Raw genomic sequence first — 18,362 nt, 5'->3', positions numbered from 1 at the left:
GCCGATTCACCGCCGCCAGCCGCCGCCGCGCCGAGCAAACCGTGGCAAGTGCTGCTCAAAGATGTGCAACTGCGCAATTACCAGGTGCATCTGGAGGACCGCAAGGCGCAGCCGCCGGTGCCGTTGGAAGTCGGCCCGCTGAACCTCGACCTGCAAAATTTCGACAGCCTCAACGGCTCGCCTTTCAAGCTCAAGCTCGACACCGGCGTCGGCAAGCAAGGCAAGATCACCGCAGACGGCCAGGTCAATCTCGCACCGGTCAGCGCCAAGCTGAATGTGCAGACCAAAGACATCGACCTGCGCGTCGCGCAGTCCTACATCACCCCGTTCATTCGCCTGGAACTGCGCAGCGGCATGCTCGGCAGTGACCTCGCGGTCGATCTGAAAAGCACCGAGCCGCTGGCGTTCAGCGTGACCGGCCGTGCCCAGGTCGATCAATTGCACACGCTCGACACCCTGAAAACCCGCGACTTCCTGAAATGGCAGCAGTTGGTGCTCGAAGGCCTGAATTATCAGCACGGCGACAGCCTGTCGATCGACAAGGTCAACCTGTTCCAACCCTACGTACGCTTCATGATCAACGACGACCGCACCACCAACGTCGACGATTTGCTGGTGCCGCAACCGGCTGATTCCGCGGGCAAAACCGCTGCAGCGAAACCGGCGGCGGGCAAGGACAAAGCGCTGGCGATTCGCGTGGGCGGCGTGGCGATCAATGACGGTTCGGCGAACTTCGCCGACTTCAGCCTGACGCCGAACTTTGCCACGGCGGTGCAGCAGCTCAACGGTGCGATCGGCACCATCGACAGCCGTCAGGGGAAACCGGCCACGGTCGACATCAAAGGCAAGGTCGACCGCTACGCGCCGGTCACCATCAAAGGGGCGGTCAACCCGTTCGACCCGATGGCCAGCCTCGACATCGCGACCAGTTTCAAACGGGTCGAACTGACGACGCTCACGCCCTACTCCGGCAAGTTCGCCGGTTACCGCATCCGCAAGGGTCGACTCAATCTCGACCTGCATTACCTGATCACCAAAGGTCAGTTGAAGGCTGAAAACAAAGTAGTGGTCGAACAACTGCAACTCGGCGAAAAAGTCGACAGCCCGGACGCCGTGAGCCTGCCGCTGAAACTGGCAATCGCGTTGCTCAAGGATGTCGACGGCAAGATTTCCATCGAATTACCGGTAACCGGCGACCTCAACAACCCGCAGTTCAGCGTGATGCCGATTGTCTGGCAGACCCTGCGCAACCTGCTCGTCAAGGCTGCTGCGGCGCCGTTCAAGATGATTGGCGGATTGATCAGCGGCGGCGGTTCGCAAGACCTCGGCACTGTTTCGTTTGCGCCGGGTTCGAGCGAATTGAGCAAGGACGCCGAGGCCTCGCTGGTCAAACTCGCCAGCGCGCTCAAGGAACGTCCGGCGCTGCGCCTGGAGATCGAAGGCACCGCCGCGCAAAACAGCGACGGCCCATTGCTCGCCGAGCAACGCCTGGAACGCGAATACCAATACAACTATTACAAGATGCTCCAGCGTCGCGGCGATAAAGTCCCGGCTCAGGCTTCGCTGCTGGAAGTACCGGACGCCGAGAAAGCGCCGTTGCTGGAAGGCATTTACCGCACGCGCCTGAAGACTCAGCCGCCGGCGGAATGGAAGGATTTGGGCAAGGAAGAACGCACGACGAAAATGCGCGCCGAAGTGATCAAGTTCTGGAGCGGAAGCGAAGTGCTGTTGCGCCAGTTGGGTCAGGAACGTGCCAGCAGCATCAAGGATTTCCTGGTCGAGAAAGCGCAATTGGCTGACGAACGTGTGTACTTTATCGACGCGCAACTCGGTCAGGCGGAAAGCGATGGCCGGGTGATCACGCCCATGCATTTGGACGCCGAATGATGAGCGCGCGACGGCTGATGGGACCGGCGCTGAGTCTGGCGCTGGCGTTGCTAGCCAGTCAGGCTGCGGCGGCTGATACGCTGCGCTGTGGCAGCCAGTTGATCAGCGTCGGCGACCGCTCCAGCGAAGTGCTGCAGAAATGCGGCGAACCGGTTAGCCGCGACTTGCTGGGCTACAAGCGCAGCGCCAACCGCCGGGAAGAGTTTCAGGTCGAGGAATGGACCTACGGACCGAACGGCGGGATGTACCAATACCTGCGCTTCGAAGGCAATCGCCTCCGGCAGATCAACAGCAAGCGCGGTAACTGAATCCCCCCGTTACAACGGCAACACATCCCCACTGTAGGAACGCGATACCTGTAGGAGCGAGGCTTGCCCGCGAAGGCAATCTGTCAGTCAACCAGGTTTTGGATGTGCCGGCCCCTTCGCGGGCAAGCCTCGCTCCTACAGGGTTTTGCAGCGGTCCGATGTTTTTGCAGCGCCCACAATAGAACAGGCCCCCGTCACGAATGGCGGAGGCCTGTAATGACCACGTCCTTGTGGCCTTTCGCATGAACACTTCAGAGGTGGCAGACGTATTACCCGGCCCGTCTGCCGCACCCTTCTCCCGGTTCAGGCGAGAAGTCTTGCCTTACTCGGCTTTCAGGCCGTCAGCGGATACCGCTTTGACGCCTTTGATTTTCTTGGTGATGGCAACTGCAACGTCTTTCTGCGATTCAGTCACAGCGACGGTCGACGACAGGGACACAACACCTTTGTTGGTTTCGACTTTGATGTCGGAACCAGGAATGCCTTTCTCGGTTACCAGATCAGCTTTAACTTTGGTGGTGATCCAGGTATCGGAAGTTGCTTCTTTGGCTTGTGTCACTTCACCAGCCGCCAGAGTCATCGGGGCTTGGGTAGTAGTGGTTTGTGCAAAAGCTGCACCAGCCATGGTCAGGGTCAGCGCGGTAGCAGTAGCAATAGCGAACTTCTTCATACGAGTAACTCCTGTTTTTCTATAAAGTCTGCTGAGAGTCTCTTCAGCAGGGTTACTGGATATATTGCGAACGCTGTGCCAACTTTGAGACAGCCAATAAATCCTTAAAAAACAATGAGTTATAAATTGTTGTGAATTTCGAAATCATGCAAATTGCATGAGGTGGTGATTATCGACATGCAAGTTGCAGGCTTTGACGCAGGCCTAAGGCCATGAATTGTCGGGGTTTTCTATTTTTCAGCGAGCGCGGGACAGATAGCGGGTCATAGATCCAAAAAAATGCCCCGCTCTCGCGAGCGGGGCAGGTCAATTCAGCGTTTCAACTTACGGCGTTGCGGCAGCAGCCGTGCAGCCTGGTGGCGCATAGTCGGCAGTAACGCCGGTTGCGCAAGACCAACCAGTCGTAGCACTGCGGGTCAGCGTGATGGTTTTACCGGCTACCGGCGCCGGGGCTTTTTGCAATGTACAAACAATAGTGCCCGCGCCGGACGCCACTGTGCCGGTTACCGCGATGGCGCAGTTTTGCGTCGTCGTCCCGGCACCTTGCAGCGTGGTGGGTTCTGCAGTGCCGGCATTCATCAAATCTTCAAACGATACTTTCAGAGCCGAAATCTCGGCCAGCCCCGCCGTGACCTTCGCCCGAGCCTGATACTTGGAATACTGCGGAATCGCAAACGTCGCCAGAATCCCGATGATCGCCACCACGATCAGCAGCTCGATCAGGGTAAAACCTTTTTGGTTATTCATAGACAAGCTCCATGCATGAGTCGGAATCTCATGATCTGACATAGCCCCAGCATGCTCCATGCCAAGCCCCGCGCGCCCTGCCCACAGGGCGCGAGGTTATGGCCGCGACGTTTCCTACACCTTGTAACCGCACTATCTGACACTTTTTGTCACCTCCAAGCCGCTGGTTTGGTTCATTCCGTTGACTAGGCTATAAGTCATGAACTGTCTGCGTCCGGAATCCCAATGAACGACATCGCCCTCAGCGGCCTGGCCAAGCAATTGGTGCTGGCCGAACTGCTCACTGACAAAAGCGCGCAACAGGCGTATCTGCAGGCCCAACGCAATCGCATCTCGCTGGTCAGCTACCTGGTGCAAAACAAACTGGTGCGCAGTCGTCAGGTCGCGGAGATTGCCTCGGAGCATTTCGGCATGGCGCTGCTCGACCTTAATTGCCTCGACAAGGAAACCCAGCCCAAAGGCCTGGTCAGCGAGAAACTGGTGCGCCAGCACCACGCCCTGCCCCTCTGGCGGCGCGGCAATAAATTGTTCGTGGGGATTTCCGACCCGACCAACCATCAGGCGATCAACGACATCCAGTTCAGCACCGGCCTGAGCACCGAAGCGATTCTGGTCGAGGACGACAAGCTCAGCGACGCCATCGAGAAGTTCTTCGACAGCCACACCAGCGGCCTCGAGGAAATGGCCGACGTTGACCTCGATGGCCTCGACGTCGAATCGGTCGACGACAAACACCAGGACTCGATTGCCGGGCAGGACGCCGACGATGCGCCGGTGGTGCGTTTCGTCCACAAGATGCTGCTGGACGCGATCAAAAGCGGCTCGTCCGACTTGCACTTCGAACCTTACGAAAAGAATTACCGGGTACGCATGCGCACCGACGGCATCTTGCGCGAAGTCGCCAAACCGCCGATTCAACTGGCCGGGCGCATCGCTGCGCGGCTCAAGGTGATGGCCAGTCTCGACATCTCCGAACGCCGGCGCCCGCAGGACGGGCGGATCAAGATGCGCTTGTCGAAAAGCAAATCCATCGACTTCCGGGTCAACACCTTGCCGACCTTGTGGGGCGAGAAAGTGGTGATCCGGATCCTCGACCCGTCGAGCGCACAGATGGGCATCGACGCCCTCGGTTATGAACCGGACCAGAAAACCCTGTTCATGGCAGCGCTGAAACAACCGCAAGGGATGATCCTGGTCACCGGTCCCACCGGTTCGGGCAAAACCGTGTCGCTGTACACCGGGCTGAATATTCTCAACACCGTCGACATCAACATTTCCACCGCCGAAGATCCGGTGGAGATCAACATGGAAGGCATCAACCAGGTCAACGTCAATCCCAAGCAAGGGCTGGATTTCGCCCAGGCCTTGCGCTCGTTCCTGCGCCAGGATCCGGACGTGATCATGGTTGGCGAGATCCGCGACCTCGAAACCGCAGAAATTGCGATCAAAGCCGCGCAGACCGGGCACTTGGTGCTGTCGACGCTGCACACCAACAGCGCCGCGGAAACCCTGACGCGCCTGCACAACATGGGCATCCCCGGTTTCAACATCGCCACCTCGGTCAGCCTGATCATCGCCCAGCGCCTGGCGCGCAAATTGTGCAGCCACTGCAAGAAGCCGATCGACATCCCCCGCGAAGCGCTGGTCAAGGAAGGCTTCCCCGAGGAACGCATCGGCACATTCACGATCTATGAGCCCGTCGGTTGCGATCACTGCAACCACGGCTACAAAGGGCGGATCGGGATTTATGAAGTGGTGAAGAACACGCCGGACCTGCAACGGCTGATCATGGCCGAAGGCAACTCACTGGAAATCGAGATCCAGATGCGCAAGGACGGCTTCAACGATCTGCGTACCTCGGGTTTGCTCAAGGCCATGCAAGGCATCACCAGCCTTGAAGAAATCAACCGGGTCACCAAGGATTGAACATGGCGGTCAAGGCAGCAAAAATCAGCGTGTATGCCTGGGAAGGCACGGACAAGAAAGGCACGAAGATGACCGGCGAGCTCAGCGGTCAGAACCCGGCGCTGATCAAGGCACAGTTGCGCAAGCAAGGCATCAACCCCGGCAAGGTGCGCAAGAAAAGCGTGTCGATTTTCAACCTCGGCAAGCGCATCAAGGCCCAGGACATTTCCCTGTTCACGCGGCAAATGGCGACGATGATGAAGGCCGGCGTGCCGCTGCTGCAGTCGTTCGACATCATCGGCGAAGGCTTCGATAACCCGGCCATGCGCAAACTGGTGGACGAGGTCAAACAGGAAGTCGCGGCGGGTAACAGCTTCGCCGCGTCGTTGCGCAAGAAGCCGCAGTATTTCGATGAGCTGTACTGCAACCTCGTCGATGCCGGCGAACAGGCCGGTGCCCTCGATACCTTGCTGGACCGGGTGGCGACCTATAAGGAGAAGAGCGAAAAGCTCAAAGCCAAAATCAAGAAAGCCATGACCTATCCGCTGGCCGTGGTGTTTGTCGCGATGATCGTTACCGGGATTCTGCTGGTGAAAGTGGTGCCGCAATTCAAAACGGTATTCGCCGGGTTCGGCGCCGAGTTGCCGGGCTTCACGCTGATGGTGATCAGCCTTTCGGAATTCATGCAGGAATATTGGTGGATGATGCTCGGCGCACTGGTCGCGGCGATTTTCGGTTTGCGCCGTGCCTTCAAAAAGTCGCAAGCCTTTCGCGACAAACTCGACACCTGGCTGCTGAAACTGCCGCTGGTCGGCGCGCTGACCTACAAGTCCGCCGTCGCCCGTTACGCGCGCACGCTCTCGACGACGTTCGCCGCCGGGGTGCCGCTGGTCGATGCGCTGGAATCCGTGGCCGGCGCCACCGGCAATGTCGTGTTCAAGCGTGCGGTGCTGCGCATCCGCCAGGACGTGTCGACCGGCATGCAGCTGAATTTCGCCATGCGCACCTCGGGGGTGTTCCCGAACATGGCGATTCAGATGGCGGCGATTGGCGAGGAGTCCGGCGCGCTCGACGACATGCTCGACAAGGTCGCGAGTTTCTACGAGGACGACGTCGACAACATGGTCGACAACCTCACCAGCCTGATGGAGCCGTTCATCATGGTGGTGCTCGGCGTGGTCGTCGGCGGCCTCGTCGTGGCGATGTACCTGCCTATTTTCCAACTTGGCTCTGCGATCTGACATGCCCCTGAATGAATACCTGAGCCTGTATCCGCTGGCCTTCGTCATCACCGCGCTGGTGCTCGGGCTGCTGGTCGGCAGTTTCCTCAACGTGCTGGTCTGGCGCCTGCCGAAAATGCTCGAGCGCGAATGGCGCGTACAGGCCCGCGACGTGTTGGGTCTGCCGACCGAGACGCCGCTGCCGACGTACAACCTGCTGCTGCCGCACTCGCAATGCCCGAACTGCGCCCAGCCGATTCGCGCCTGGGAAAATATCCCGCTGCTGAGTTACCTGCTGTTGCGCGGGCGCTGTTCCAATTGCGCGGCGCCGATCAGCAAGCGGTATCCACTGACCGAACTGGCCTGCGGTGCGCTTTCGGCGTTCGTCGCGTGGCATTTCGGTTTCGGCTGGTCGGCGGCCATGCTGCTGTTGCTGACCTGGGGTTTGTTGGCGATGAGCCTGATCGACGCCGAGCATCAACTGTTGCCCGATGTGCTGGTGCTGCCGTTGTTGTGGCTGGGGCTGATCGTCAACAGTTTCGAACTGCTGGTGCCGCTGCTCGACGCGGTGTGGGGCGCGGTGGCGGGTTATCTGTTGCTGTGGTCTGTGTTCTGGTTATTCAAGTTGATCACCGGCAAGGACGGCATCGGTCATGGTGACTTCAAGCTGCTGGCGCTGCTCGGGGCGTGGGGCGGCTGGCAGATTTTGCCGCTGACGATTCTGTTGTCATCGCTGGTCGGCGCGATTATCGGGGTGATTCTGCTGCGCTTGCGCGACGCGAAAACCTCGACGCCGATCCCGTTTGGGCCGTTCCTGGCGATTGCCGGCTGGATTGCATTGCTCTGGGGTGGTCAAATAACCGGCTTCTATTGGCAGTTTGTCGGTTTGCAATGAATACCCCTGTGGAAAAACCCTGGATTCTCGGCCTCACCGGCGGCATCGGTAGCGGCAAAAGTGCCGCAGCGCAGCACTTCATCGACCTCGGCGTGCACGTGGTCGACGCCGATCATGCGGCGCGCTGGGTGGTGGAGCCGGGGCGTCCGGCGCTGGCGAGGATCGTCGAGCACTTCGGCCCCGGCGTGTTGCAAGCCGATGGCCAACTGGATCGTGGCGCGTTGCGCAAATTGATCTTCGAAGTGCCGGAGGAGCGCCGCTGGCTCGAAGCGTTGCTGCATCCGCTGATCGCCGAGGAAATCGTCGCGCACCTGGCCAAGGCACAATCGCCTTACGCGATTCTGGTGTCGCCGCTGTTGATCGAGTCCGGGCAGTACGCCATGACCCAACGCGTGCTGGTGATCGATGTGCCGCAACAACTACAGATCGAACGCACCCTGCAGCGTGACCAGACCAGCGAGCAACAGGTCCGGGCGATTCTCAAGGCCCAGTCCAGCCGCGAAGATCGCGTGAGCCATGCCGACGACGTGGTGGTCAACGACCGCGACCTCGCCTGGCTGCACAGCGAGGTCGAACGCCTGCATCACTTTTACCTTACTTTGCGTGGAGGCCAGTCATGAGCCCAATCTCAACCGTCGAATGCCCGACTTGCGGTGCACCCGTCGAATGGAAAACCGACAATGAATTCCGGCCGTTCTGCTCGGACCGCTGCAAACTGATCGACCTCGGCGCGTGGGCCTCGGAAGAACACAAGATCCCGGTCAGCCCGGACGCCGAAGACGATCTGTTCAGCGAAGACTTCGAACCGCGTCACTGATTCGCGTCTTCACTGAAAAAATCAGGGCCGCATGAAACCGTAGTCCTGAGTGTCATCGAGGTTCTCGGCGAGAAACTGCAGCTCGTCCGCCAGATCCTCGACACTGCGCACCGTCTTGCTCTGCTGCACCACCGCGCTGAGCAAGGCGCGCAGGCTCAACCCCGGATCAAACCCGACCTCCTGCGCCGCCTCCAGACTGTGACGCAACTCTTGCCTTGCCCATTCGTAGACACTCATGCCGATGCTCCTGAAGATTTCCCGAAGCATGGAATCGTCAGCGGTTGGCGGGTTTGATGTGGATCAAGACTTGGGATCGTCGTCGTTCCACGGCGCCGAAAGGTAACGGGTGCGGTTGAACGTCTCCAGCCATTCCGGGCTGAACACCACCAGCGCGCTGATGATCATGCCGTTGATAAACGCCTCGGGGAAAATGATCAGCCACAGGTAACCGATAAAATCCTCCAGCCAATAAGGCATGGCGAACAGTTCATCCCACCACAGCAACGTCAGCGCCAGCAGCAGGCACAGCAACGCCGACAGCGCTGCCGCAAAAAATCCGGAAACGAAGATATACACAAAGGGATTTCGCGGTTGCGCGCGCTCGACCAGAATCGCGCAGCATTCGGTGACCAGCACCGGCAGCAGAATGAACAACACCCCATTCACTCCGGCGGCGTCCAGATCCTGGCGACCGAGCAACACCAGCCCCGCTTGCGCGACCAGGCCGCCGACAATCGCCAGCGGCCAGTCGAGCAGCAAGGTCACCGCGGTCATGCCGATAAAGTGGTACGACACGCCGGTATCAAAATCGCGCCGCACCAGCCACAACATGAACAGCGCGAACACCGTGCCGAACAGCAAATGCTGGCGACGCCGGTCAGTGAACAGCTCGACCCACGGCGCACGGCAGATCGCCCAGATCACCACGGGCAGGTAAATCAGCCAGCCGAGCGTCAGGCTCTGCGGCGACAACACCTCGGCACCGATCATGACAACGTCCCCTCGAACACCACGACTCTCTCCTTGATGGCTACGGCTCCCCGCCAGCATACACCGGCGCAAAAGTCGCTCCGCTCCAAGCAAAGCTTTCTGCTTGTCGCATTTGAACGCTAAGCTTGGGCCTATGGATGACTCAGATTACTTACGCCTGCTGACCATCGCGGCCGAGCAAGCCAACGCGTTCCTGTCCAATGCCCGCAAATGGGAGCGTGAGCGTTGGGTCTGCCAACGCCTGCTGCAAGGCCTGAACATTCCTTATCGCGCTGACGAATTCGCCCCTGCCGGCGAGCCGCCGGACGTGCTGTTTCGCGACGCCAGTTTCGAGGTGTTCTTCGTGCTCGACGAAGGTCGGCGCCTCAACGACGAATGGCGCGACGAATTGCAGCGGCGGCGCAGCGCGTTTTCCCTGAGTTCGCTGGTGCGGCGTGAAGCCAAGCCACGGCGGATCCCGGCCAATGAATTCCTCCTGAGACTGGCGCCGACCTTGCGCAAAAAAGCCCACAACTACAAAGAACGCGGAATGGACCTCGGCGAGCTGGACATCATTGCCTTCGCCAGCCTCAAGCGCGAAGTGCTCGACCTCAACAGCCACTTTCCGCCGCCCACCGAGTACCTGCGCCAGGGCTGGCGCTCGCTGTCACTGGTCGGGCCAACCTTCGCCCGCGTGCTGTTCGCACACCCGGATGCGCCGGATTTCCTGCGCAGCAACCTCGGGCGCAGCATCGTTTTCGACGTCGGGATCAGCCTGTGAACTCACCCCTGCAGGAATTGATCGCCGAAGTGCCGCAGACCGGCCGCGTGCGCTGGATCGGCGTGCGCCCGGAGCGCCATGTACCGATGATCGAGCTGGACGCCGTGGAGGCGCGGCTAGAGGCCGGATTGACCGGCGACCGTGCGCGCCCCGGCGTGCGCAACGCGCGCCAAGTGACGTTGATTCAGTGGGAACACCTGGCGGTGATCAGCTCATTGATGGGCCGCGCCGATGATAATCCGGTCTTGCCTGAAGATTTGCGCCGCAACCTCGTCATCAGCGGTATCAACCTGTTCAGCCTCAAGGGTCGGCGCTTCAGGATTGGCCAGGCGATTTTCGAAACCACTGGCTGGTGCCAACCGTGCGCGCGCCTGCAAAACAACCTCGGGCCGGGGACTTTCCAGGCCCTTCGCGGACATGGCGGAATCACCGCACGGGTGTTACAAAGTGGAATTATTCGACTGGACGATACGGTCAGCGTCGAGCCGATTCCCGAGAGCGGCTATGCTCCGTTCAACGTTCGTTAAATCCGCCTGTAGCTTCTACACATTCAGCAACGTCTACTCCTGACGAGGCCCAATATGACCAGCCGCCTGAAACCAGACGACCAGAAGCATGTCGAAGAGTACCTGCACTTGTCCCAGCACCGAGTCGAGCGCCGGCCATTCCGGCCGTGGATGCTCCTTGTGCTGGTGCTGGCAGTGACCATTGGTTTGGGCCTGTTGAGCCGCCTTATCGGTTACCTGACGCTATGAGCTGCCTCGCGCTCGCTTGGGTAACCGCACCGATTTCTTTTAGCCTTGCGAGATATCCCCATGACTCATCGTATTATTATCGTCGGCGGCGGCGCCGGCGGTCTGGAGTTGGCTACCCGTCTGGGTAAGACTCTGGGCAAGCGCGGCACCGCCAGCGTGATGCTGGTCGACGCGAACCTGACGCACATCTGGAAACCGCTGTTGCACGAAGTGGCCGCCGGATCGCTGAACTCTTCCGAAGACGAACTCAATTATGTTGCCCAGGCCAAATGGAACCACTTCGAGTTTCAGCTGGGGCGCATGAGCGGGCTTGATCGCGCCGCGAAGAAAATCCAGCTGGCCGCCACTTATGACGAGGCCGGCGTAGAGCTGGTGCCGGCCCGCGAGCTCGGTTACGACTCGCTGGTGATCGCGGTCGGCAGCACCACCAACGATTTCGGCACTGAAGGCGCGGCGCAGCATTGCCTGTTCCTTGATACACGCAAACAGGCCGAGCGTTTCCATCAGCAATTGCTCAATCACTATCTGCGCGCCCATGCCGGGCAAACGGATACCGTCGAGCAAATCAGCGTGGCTATCGTCGGCGCTGGCGCCACAGGCGTCGAACTGGCCGCCGAACTGCACAACGCCGCGCACGAACTGGCTGCTTATGGGCTGGACCGAATCAAACCGGAAAACATGCACATCACTCTGATTGAGGCCGGGCCGCGCGTGTTGCCAGCCCTGCCGGAACGGATTGGCGGGCCTGTGCATAAAACCCTGGAGAAACTCGGGGTCAATGTGATGACCAACGCGGCGGTCAGCGAAGTGACGGCGGACAGCCTGATCACCGCCGACGGCAAGGTGATCAACGCCAGCCTGAAAGTCTGGGCCGCGGGGATTCGTGCACCGGGTTTTCTCAAGGACATCGATGGCCTGGAAACCAATCGGATCAATCAACTGCAAGTGCTGCCAACGCTGCAAACCACCCGCGACGAGAACATTTTCGCTTTCGGCGACTGCGCGGCATGTCCGCAACCGGGCACCGACCGCAATGTGCCGCCGCGTGCGCAAGCCGCGCATCAGCAGGCCTCGTTGCTGGCCAAATCGCTGAAGCTGCGGATCGAAGGCAAGGCGTTGCCGGAGTACAAATACACCGATTACGGCTCGCTGATCTCGCTGTCGCGTTTTTCCGCTGTGGGTAACTTGATGGGTAACCTGACCGGCAGCGTGATGCTCGAAGGCTGGCTGGCGCGGATGTTTTACGTGTCGCTGTATCGCATGCACCAGATGGCGCTCTATGGCGCGTTTCGCACGGCGATGCTGATGCTCGGCAGCAAGATCGGACGCGGGACCGAGCCGCGTCTCAAACTTCACTGACAAAACACAATCTACTGTGGGAGCGAGCTTGCTCGCGATAGCGGTGTATCAGTCGACATCATCGCTGATTGACACACCGCATCGCGAGCAAGCTCGCTCGCACATTTTTCACTCGCAAGCCTGTAGATCTGTGTCTCACTGTATCTCCCCCCCGTTTCATCCCTCTCGCTTACAAACTCCCCCTCGCGCGACACAGTAGCGATACACCCGCCCGGCTAAATGGCCACACCCGAGCAAGGCACTGCCTGCTGCGGGGCACGCCGCACTCACGCGGCATCCTTTATCGAGCGGTTGTGTCGTGCAACCCAGGAGAGTTGAAATGTCCCACACCAACAATACTATTGGTTTGCTCGGCGCTGTGCTGGCCGGTGGCATGATGTTGTCCGGCTCCGTATTCGCTGCACAGCCGCTGACCCAAGGCTACCTGCTGGCCTCGGCTGAGCAAGTGGTGAAAACGCCTGAAGGCAAGTGTGGCGAAGGTAAATGCGGTGAAGGCAAAGCCGAGCAATCGGCGAAGACCCCCGAAGGCAAGTGTGGCGAGGGTAAATGCGGCGACGCCTCGATGGCCAAGACTGATACCAATGGCGACGGCAAGGTCTCGCGCGCCGAGTTCAAGGCTGTCGCGCCAAAATCCGACTTCGACAAGATCGACAAAAACCACGATGGCTTCATCGACGAGCAAGAGGCTTACGACAACGTCAAAGCCAACTTCGAAGCCAATGGCAAAAAAATGCCGAAAGGCCTGTTCGAACACCTGAAAGATCAAGACGGCGTCTGATCCTCAAAGCTCCGATCTCGAACCGCCAAGCCCCGACTCTCCATGAAGAATCGGGGCTTTTTATTGGCCGCTGATTGAAGGCGCTTTCCTGAGGACAAAAAAAAATCCCCGTATCTTTCGATACGAGGATTTTTAATATGGTCGGGGTAAGGGGATTCGAACTCCTGACATCCTGCTCCCAAAGCAGGCGCGCTACCGGACTGCGCTATACCCCGGTAAAAAAAAGGCGACCTCTCAGTCGCCTTCTTCTTCGATCAGGGCTTTTGGCCGCTGATCTTAAGATCTGATCCCAGCGTTAACTGGTTTCAAAAATGGTGGGTCGTGTGGGATTCGAACCTACGACCAATTGGTTAAAAGCCAACTGCTCTACCAACTGAGCTAACGACCCAAAAATGGTCGGGGTAAGGGGATTCGAACTCCTGACATCCTGCTCCCAAAGCAGGCGCGCTACCGGACTGCGCTATACCCCGGTTTGAAATTGGCTCCGTGACCAGGACTCGAACCTGGGACCCAATGATTAACAGTCATTTGCTCTACCGACTGAGCTATCACGGAACTACATATTTCAATTACAACATTTGAAGCTTTGTAGCGTTCTCTTCGACCCGTTCGCATCGCTGCGTTCGTGTGTCTGAGGCGCGCTATTCTACAATCTTAAGCACCTCTGTCAACCCCCTAAATTGCATTCAAGTTAATGATTTGCAACTTAATTCAGATTTCCGCTTGGGGAGCAGAAACCCTTCCGGGTGACTTACTGCGGGGCGCACTTTACAAGCCTTTTCCTTTGAGTTCAACAGCCTGGCGAAAAAAAGGCCTCGCAATGCGAGGCCTTGTTTATTTCCGTGGCGTTACGACTCAGGAGAAAACGATTTCGTCGTTTTCGACTTTGCCCACCGCCGTCTCGCCCGGCATGAATTGCCCGGACAAAATCAACTGCGCCAACGGGTTCTCGATCCAGCGCTGGATTGCCCGTTTCAGCGGCCGCGCACCGTAGACCGGGTCGTAACCGACAGCGATCAATTTATCCATCGCCTCAGGGCTGAGCTCCAGTTTCAGTTCGCGCTCGGTCAGGCGACTGCGCAGACGACCCAATTGAATCTCGGTAATGCCTGCGATCTGATCCCGCGCCAGTGGCTCGAAAATCACCACTTCGTCGACCCGGTTGATGAACTCCGGCCGGAAGTGCGTGGAAATCGCGTCCATCACCGCCGCGCGCTGCGCTTCACGATCACCGACCAGTTCCTGGATCTGCACCGAGCCGAGGTTGGAGGTCATGACAATCACGGTGTTCTTGAAATCCACCGTACGCCCGTGGCTGTCGGTCAACCGGCCATCTTCGAGCACTTGCAGCAAGATGTTGAACACATCCGGGTGCGCCTTCTCGACCTCGTCCAGGAGGATTACCGAGTAAGGCTTGCGACGCACTGCCTCAGTCAGGTAACCGCCCTCTTCATAACCGACATAGCCTGGTGGCGCGCCGATCAGTCGGGCCACGGAGTGTTTCTCCATGAATTCGGACATGTCGATGCGCACCATCGCCTCTTCAGTATCAAAGAGGAATTCGGCCAGCGCCTTGCACAGCTCGGTTTTACCCACGCCGGTCGGGCCGAGGAACATGAACGAACCGCTCGGACGATTCGGGTCGGACAACCCGGCACGCGAACGGCGTACCGCGTTGGAGACGGCGATCACCGCTTCGTTCTGGCCGATCACACGTTGGTGCAACAGGCTTTCCATCTTCATCAGCTTGTCGCGCTCGCCTTCGAGCATTTTCGACACGGGAATGCCGGTCCACTTCGAAACCACTTCAGCGATTTCTTCCTCAGTCACTTTGCTGCGCAGCAACTGGTTTTCGCTTTTGCCGTGCTGATCGACCATTTGCAGGCTGCGCTCCAGGTCCGGGATCACCCCGTATTGCAGCTCGGCCATGCGGTTGAGGTCACCTTTGCGGCGAGCCGCTTCCAGTTCCTGACGCGACTGTTCGATTTTCTGCTGGATCTGCGCCGAACCCTGAACTTCGGCTTTCTCCGAATTCCAGATTTCTTCGAGGTCCGAATACTCGCGTTCGAGGCGGACGATTTCTTCCTGAAGTTTTTCCAGGCGTTTCTTCGCCGCGTCGTCGCTTTCTTTCTTCAGTGCCTGGGATTCAACTTTGAGCTGAATCAAGCGGCGCTCAAGACGGTCCAGCACTTCCGGTTTGGAGTCGATCTCCATGCGGATGCGGCTGGCGGCCTCGTCGATCAGGTCGATGGCTTTGTCCGGCAACTGCCGGTCAGTGATGTAGCGGTGGCTGAGCTTGGCCGCGGCAATGATCGCGCCATCGGTGATCGCCACTTTATGGTGGACCTCGTAACGCTCTTTGAGGCCACGCAGGATCGCGATGGTGTCTTCTTCGCTCGGCTCTTCTACCAATACTTTCTGGAAGCGCCGTTCGAGGGCCGCGTCCTTCTCTATATATTGGCGATATTCATTCAGCGTGGTCGCGCCGACGCAGTGCAACTCGCCGCGGGCCAATGCCGGTTTGAGCATGTTGCCGGCATCCATCGAGCCCTCGCCCTTGCCGGCGCCGACCATGGTGTGCAGTTCGTCGATGAACAGAATGATCTGCCCTTCCTGCTTCGACAGTTCGTTGAGCAGGGATTTGAGGCGTTCTTCGAACTCGCCACGGTACTTGGCGCCAGCGATCAGCGCGCCCATGTCCAGCGACAACAGGCGTTTGCCTTTGAGGCCATCCGGCACTTCACCATTGATGATGCGCTGCGCCAGACCTTCGGCAATCGCGGTTTTACCGACGCCAGGCTCACCGATCAGTACCGGGTTGTTCTTGGTGCGGCGTTGCAGCACCTGAATCGTCCGGCGAATTTCATCGTCACGGCCGATCACCGGATCGAGCTTGCCTTCTTCGGCGCGCTTGGTCAGGTCGACGGTGTACTTGTCCAGCGCTTGGCGCGACTCTTCGTGGTTGGCGTCGTTCACCGCTTCGCCGCCACGCAGGTTGTTGATCGCGTTTTCCAAAGCTTTTTTGCTGACGCCCTGGCCAAGCAGCAACTTGCCGATCTTGCTGTTCTCGTCCATGGCGGCGAGCAGCACCAGCTCGCTGGAGATGAACTGATCGCCCTTCTGCTGCGCCAGGCGATCGGCCTGGTTGAGCAGACGCGCCAGATCCTGCGACATGTTCACGTCGCCAGTGGGGTTCTGGATTTTTGGTAGTTGGTCGAGCTCTTTGGTCAGCTCTTTGCGCAAACTGTTGACGTCGAAACCGACTTGCATCAACAGGGGTTTGATCGAACCACCCTGTTGTTCAAGCATGGCTTGCATCAAGTGCGCCGGTTCAATGCCCGGATGATCGAGGCCGACGGCCAGAGATTGGGCGTCGGACAGGGCTAACTGTAATTTGCTGGTTAAACGGTCTATACGCATGGGTCACCTTCCTTTTGAGCAGGCCGGACCTAAGAAACCATCCTGAATAAAGAAACCTGCCAGATACCACTGTAGATGCGGTCGATTCTGGGAGTTTCAAGCGCCGGGCAGTTGATGCAGGTCAGGGAAGTCTAGCGTTCCAACCAAACGAGGGAGGCGAACCGACCAGTGCGCGGACTGCGGCGGTAAGAAAAGAAGCGCGGATCGCTTACGGTGCAGAAACCACCGCCATAAACCGCCGTGACACCGCGTGCCGCCAGACGCAGACGCGCCAGCGCATAGATGTCAGCCATGAACTTGCCGGGATTCTGGCTCGGTACAAAGGCGTTGGCGGCTTCCGGCAATTGCTGGATGAAGACTTCGCGCACTTCCGCGCCGACTTCAAAGGCTTGCGGGCCAATCGCCGGGCCGAGCCAGACCAGCAACTGGTCGGGCGCGACATCGAGGCTGTCGAGGGTCGCTTCAAGCACGCCTGCTGCCAATCCGCGCCAACCGGCATGGGCCGCCGCTACGCGCGTGCCGGCACGGTCGCAAAACAGTGCGGGCAGGCAATCGGCAGTCATCGCCGCGCAGGCGATACCGGGAGTTTGCGTCCAACTGGCGTCGGCAGTGACCACTCGGCTCGGGTCTGCTGCGGCCACGACGATGCCGTGAACCTGCTGCAACCAGGCCGGCTGGATCGAGAATTGATTGGTGAGGCGACGGCGATTTTCGGCCACCGCGTCGGGGCTGTCATCGACGTGATCGCCGAGGTTGAGGCTGTCGAACGGCGCCAGACTGACGCCGCCCGCACGGGTGGTAACGCAGGCTTTCACCCCGGCAGGCGCAGGCCAGTCGGGAATCAGCCAGTCACTCATCCGATGAACGCCTCGCGGTCCTGCTTGAGCAAGGTCAGCAACCAGACGAAATCGTCCGGCAACGGCGATTCCCAGCTCATGCGTTTACCGGTCGTCGGATGATCCAGCTCAAGGAACCGCGCATGCAGTGCCTGACGCGGGAACGCCTTCAACGATTCGACCATGGTCACACTTGCCGATGGCGGAATACGGAAACGACCGCCGTAGGCAGGGTCTCCGACCAACGGGAAGTTGATGTGCGCCATGTGCACGCGAATCTGGTGCGTACGCCCGGTTTCCAGCTTCACCCGCACGTGCGTGTGAGAGCGGAAACGCTCGAGCACGCGGTAGTGGCTGACGGCTTGCTTGCCACCTTCCATCACCGCCATGCGCTGGCGCTGCTGGCCGTGACGACCGATTGGCGCGTTGATCTTGCCGCCGGCCGTGACCACACCAATAACGATGCATTCATAGATGCGGCTGACGCTGCGGCTCTGCAACTGTGTTACCAGTTGCGTCTGCGCTTGAATGGTCTTGGCGACCACCATCAGGCCGGTGGTGTCCTTGTCGAGGCGATGCACGATACCGGCGCGGGGCACATTGATAATGTCCGGCACGTGGTGCAGCAAGGCGTTGAGCAAGGTGCCATCGGCGTGGCCAGCAGCCGGATGAACCACCAGACCCGCAGGTTTGTTGATCACCAGGATGTCGTCATCTTCGTAGACGATGTCCAGCTCGATGTCCTGAGCGATCCATTCGCCCTGAGCTTCCTGCTCGGCAGTGAGTTCAAGAATGGCACCACCATGAACGATGTCTCGCGGGCGGATAACCGCCCCATCCACAGTCAGGCGGCCGTCTTTGATCCAGGCGGAAAGGCGCGAGCGCGAGTGCTCAGCGAATAATTGTGCGGCGACTTGATCGAGGCGTTGGCCGCCCAATTCGGACGGCACCTCTGCGCGAAGTTCAATTTTATCGGACATGCTCAGACTAGGCGTCGGCACAGCCTTTGGTTTCG

Annotated in this window: 19 protein-coding genes and 4 tRNA genes; 12 read left to right on the top strand and 11 right to left on the bottom strand. The window is 59.3% G+C overall.

The window, feature by feature from the left end; genetic code table 11:
• Both BI292_RS18110 and BI292_RS18105 read left to right on the top strand, forming a co-directional pair.
• On the top strand, positions 1 to 1,887 hold a 1,887-nt coding region (locus BI292_RS18110; protein WP_157831277.1), incomplete at its 5' end, for a DUF748 domain-containing protein.
• Positions 1,887 to 2,195: a DUF2845 domain-containing protein gene (locus BI292_RS18105; protein WP_101208671.1), complete on the top strand. Its 309-nt coding sequence runs from the start codon at positions 1,887 to 1,889 to the stop codon at positions 2,193 to 2,195. The genes BI292_RS18110 and BI292_RS18105, both read left to right, overlap by 1 nt.
• Positions 2,196 to 2,517: 322 nt before the next feature.
• Here the strand turns inward: BI292_RS18105 and BI292_RS18100 are convergent, their stop codons facing one another.
• Positions 2,518 to 2,865 (bottom strand): BON domain-containing protein, encoded by a 348-nt coding sequence (locus BI292_RS18100; protein ID WP_092277889.1) that lies wholly within the window; start codon positions 2,863 to 2,865, stop codon positions 2,518 to 2,520.
• A 324-nt stretch (positions 2,866 to 3,189) separates the two neighbouring features.
• Positions 3,190 to 3,612 (bottom strand): pilin, encoded by a 423-nt coding sequence (locus BI292_RS18095; protein ID WP_101208670.1) that lies wholly within the window; start codon positions 3,610 to 3,612, stop codon positions 3,190 to 3,192.
• A gap of 225 nt (positions 3,613 to 3,837) precedes the next feature.
• Here BI292_RS18095 and pilB point away from each other — a divergent pair, with 225 nt between their 5' ends.
• The 5 genes from pilB to yacG are packed head-to-tail and all read left to right on the top strand — an operon-like array spanning position 3,838 to position 8,449.
• On the top strand, positions 3,838 to 5,538 hold the full coding sequence (gene pilB / locus BI292_RS18090; protein WP_092277885.1) for a type IV-A pilus assembly ATPase PilB: 1,701 nt from the start codon (positions 3,838 to 3,840) through the stop codon (positions 5,536 to 5,538).
• A gap of 2 nt (positions 5,539 to 5,540) precedes the next feature.
• Entirely contained in the window at positions 5,541 to 6,758 is a 1,218-nt protein-coding gene (locus BI292_RS18085; RefSeq protein ID WP_101208669.1) for a type II secretion system F family protein, read from the top strand.
• 1 nt (position 6,759) lies between these two features.
• Complete coding sequence (locus BI292_RS18080) at positions 6,760 to 7,632, top strand: A24 family peptidase (protein ID WP_101208668.1); 873 nt, start codon at positions 6,760 to 6,762, stop codon at positions 7,630 to 7,632.
• Positions 7,629 to 8,252, top strand: a complete 624-nt coding sequence (gene coaE, locus BI292_RS18075) for a dephospho-CoA kinase (RefSeq protein WP_101208667.1) — start codon at positions 7,629 to 7,631, stop codon at positions 8,250 to 8,252. The genes BI292_RS18080 and coaE overlap by 4 nt, the downstream gene beginning before the upstream one ends.
• Positions 8,249 to 8,449 carry a DNA gyrase inhibitor YacG gene (yacG, locus tag BI292_RS18070; RefSeq protein WP_092277877.1) on the top strand — a complete coding sequence of 67 codons (201 nt, stop codon included), beginning with the start codon at positions 8,249 to 8,251 and terminating at the stop codon, positions 8,447 to 8,449. The genes coaE and yacG overlap by 4 nt, the downstream gene beginning before the upstream one ends.
• A gap of 21 nt (positions 8,450 to 8,470) precedes the next feature.
• Here the strand turns inward: yacG and BI292_RS18065 are convergent, their stop codons facing one another.
• Entirely contained in the window at positions 8,471 to 8,686 is a 216-nt protein-coding gene (locus tag BI292_RS18065) for a hypothetical protein (protein WP_092277875.1), read from the bottom strand.
• A 63-nt stretch (positions 8,687 to 8,749) separates the two neighbouring features.
• Positions 8,750 to 9,439 carry an energy-coupling factor ABC transporter permease gene (locus BI292_RS18060; protein WP_101208666.1) on the bottom strand — a complete coding sequence of 230 codons (690 nt, stop codon included), beginning with the start codon at positions 9,437 to 9,439 and terminating at the stop codon, positions 8,750 to 8,752.
• A 133-nt stretch (positions 9,440 to 9,572) separates the two neighbouring features.
• Here BI292_RS18060 and BI292_RS18055 point away from each other — a divergent pair, with 133 nt between their 5' ends.
• From BI292_RS18055 to BI292_RS18035, 5 genes are all read left to right on the top strand, one after another.
• Entirely contained in the window at positions 9,573 to 10,199 is a 627-nt protein-coding gene (locus tag BI292_RS18055) for a DUF1780 domain-containing protein (protein WP_008154887.1), read from the top strand.
• Positions 10,196 to 10,726 carry an MOSC domain-containing protein gene (locus BI292_RS18050; protein ID WP_101208665.1) on the top strand — a complete coding sequence of 177 codons (531 nt, stop codon included), beginning with the start codon at positions 10,196 to 10,198 and terminating at the stop codon, positions 10,724 to 10,726. The genes BI292_RS18055 and BI292_RS18050 overlap by 4 nt, the downstream gene beginning before the upstream one ends.
• 54 nt (positions 10,727 to 10,780) lie before the next feature.
• Positions 10,781 to 10,954 carry a DUF3094 family protein gene (locus BI292_RS18045; RefSeq protein WP_092277868.1) on the top strand — a complete coding sequence of 58 codons (174 nt, stop codon included), beginning with the start codon at positions 10,781 to 10,783 and terminating at the stop codon, positions 10,952 to 10,954.
• A 60-nt stretch (positions 10,955 to 11,014) separates the two neighbouring features.
• Positions 11,015 to 12,313, top strand: a complete 1,299-nt coding sequence (locus BI292_RS18040; RefSeq protein ID WP_092277866.1) for an NAD(P)/FAD-dependent oxidoreductase — start codon at positions 11,015 to 11,017, stop codon at positions 12,311 to 12,313.
• A 319-nt stretch (positions 12,314 to 12,632) separates the two neighbouring features.
• Positions 12,633 to 13,091, top strand: coding sequence for a hypothetical protein (locus BI292_RS18035; protein WP_092277864.1), 459 nt, complete (start codon positions 12,633 to 12,635; stop codon positions 13,089 to 13,091).
• A 138-nt stretch (positions 13,092 to 13,229) separates the two neighbouring features.
• On the opposite strand, the gene BI292_RS18030 is transcribed toward BI292_RS18035, so the two are convergent.
• From BI292_RS18030 to rluD, 7 genes are all read right to left on the bottom strand, one after another.
• Positions 13,230 to 13,306, bottom strand: a tRNA-Pro gene (locus BI292_RS18030).
• Positions 13,307 to 13,403: 97 nt separating this feature from the next.
• A tRNA-Lys gene (locus BI292_RS18025) sits at positions 13,404 to 13,479 on the bottom strand.
• Positions 13,480 to 13,484: 5 nt separating this feature from the next.
• Positions 13,485 to 13,561: transfer RNA gene (locus tag BI292_RS18020), tRNA-Pro, on the bottom strand.
• Between the two features lie 9 nt (positions 13,562 to 13,570).
• A tRNA-Asn gene (locus BI292_RS18015) sits at positions 13,571 to 13,646 on the bottom strand.
• 300 nt (positions 13,647 to 13,946) lie between these two features.
• The gene (gene clpB / locus BI292_RS18010) at positions 13,947 to 16,511 is read right to left on the bottom strand and encodes an ATP-dependent chaperone ClpB (protein WP_092277862.1); all 2,565 of its coding nucleotides are present in this window, start codon (positions 16,509 to 16,511) and stop codon (positions 13,947 to 13,949) included.
• Between the two features lie 131 nt (positions 16,512 to 16,642).
• A complete protein-coding gene (gene pgeF / locus BI292_RS18005; RefSeq protein WP_101208664.1) occupies positions 16,643 to 17,368 on the bottom strand; it encodes a peptidoglycan editing factor PgeF in 726 nt (241 codons plus the stop codon).
• Positions 17,365 to 18,327 (bottom strand): 23S rRNA pseudouridine(1911/1915/1917) synthase RluD, encoded by a 963-nt coding sequence (gene rluD / locus BI292_RS18000; RefSeq protein ID WP_092277858.1) that lies wholly within the window; start codon positions 18,325 to 18,327, stop codon positions 17,365 to 17,367. Before rluD ends, pgeF begins: the two co-directional genes overlap by 4 nt.
• Positions 18,328 to 18,362: the final 35 nt, after the last annotated feature.

Source organism: Pseudomonas sp. 43NM1, from assembly GCF_002836905.1.
Lineage (GTDB): Bacteria > Pseudomonadota > Gammaproteobacteria > Pseudomonadales > Pseudomonadaceae > Aquipseudomonas > Aquipseudomonas prosekii.
Note: the sequence above shows the minus strand (reverse complement) of the source record. Positions and strands in the feature narration are given on the sequence as shown.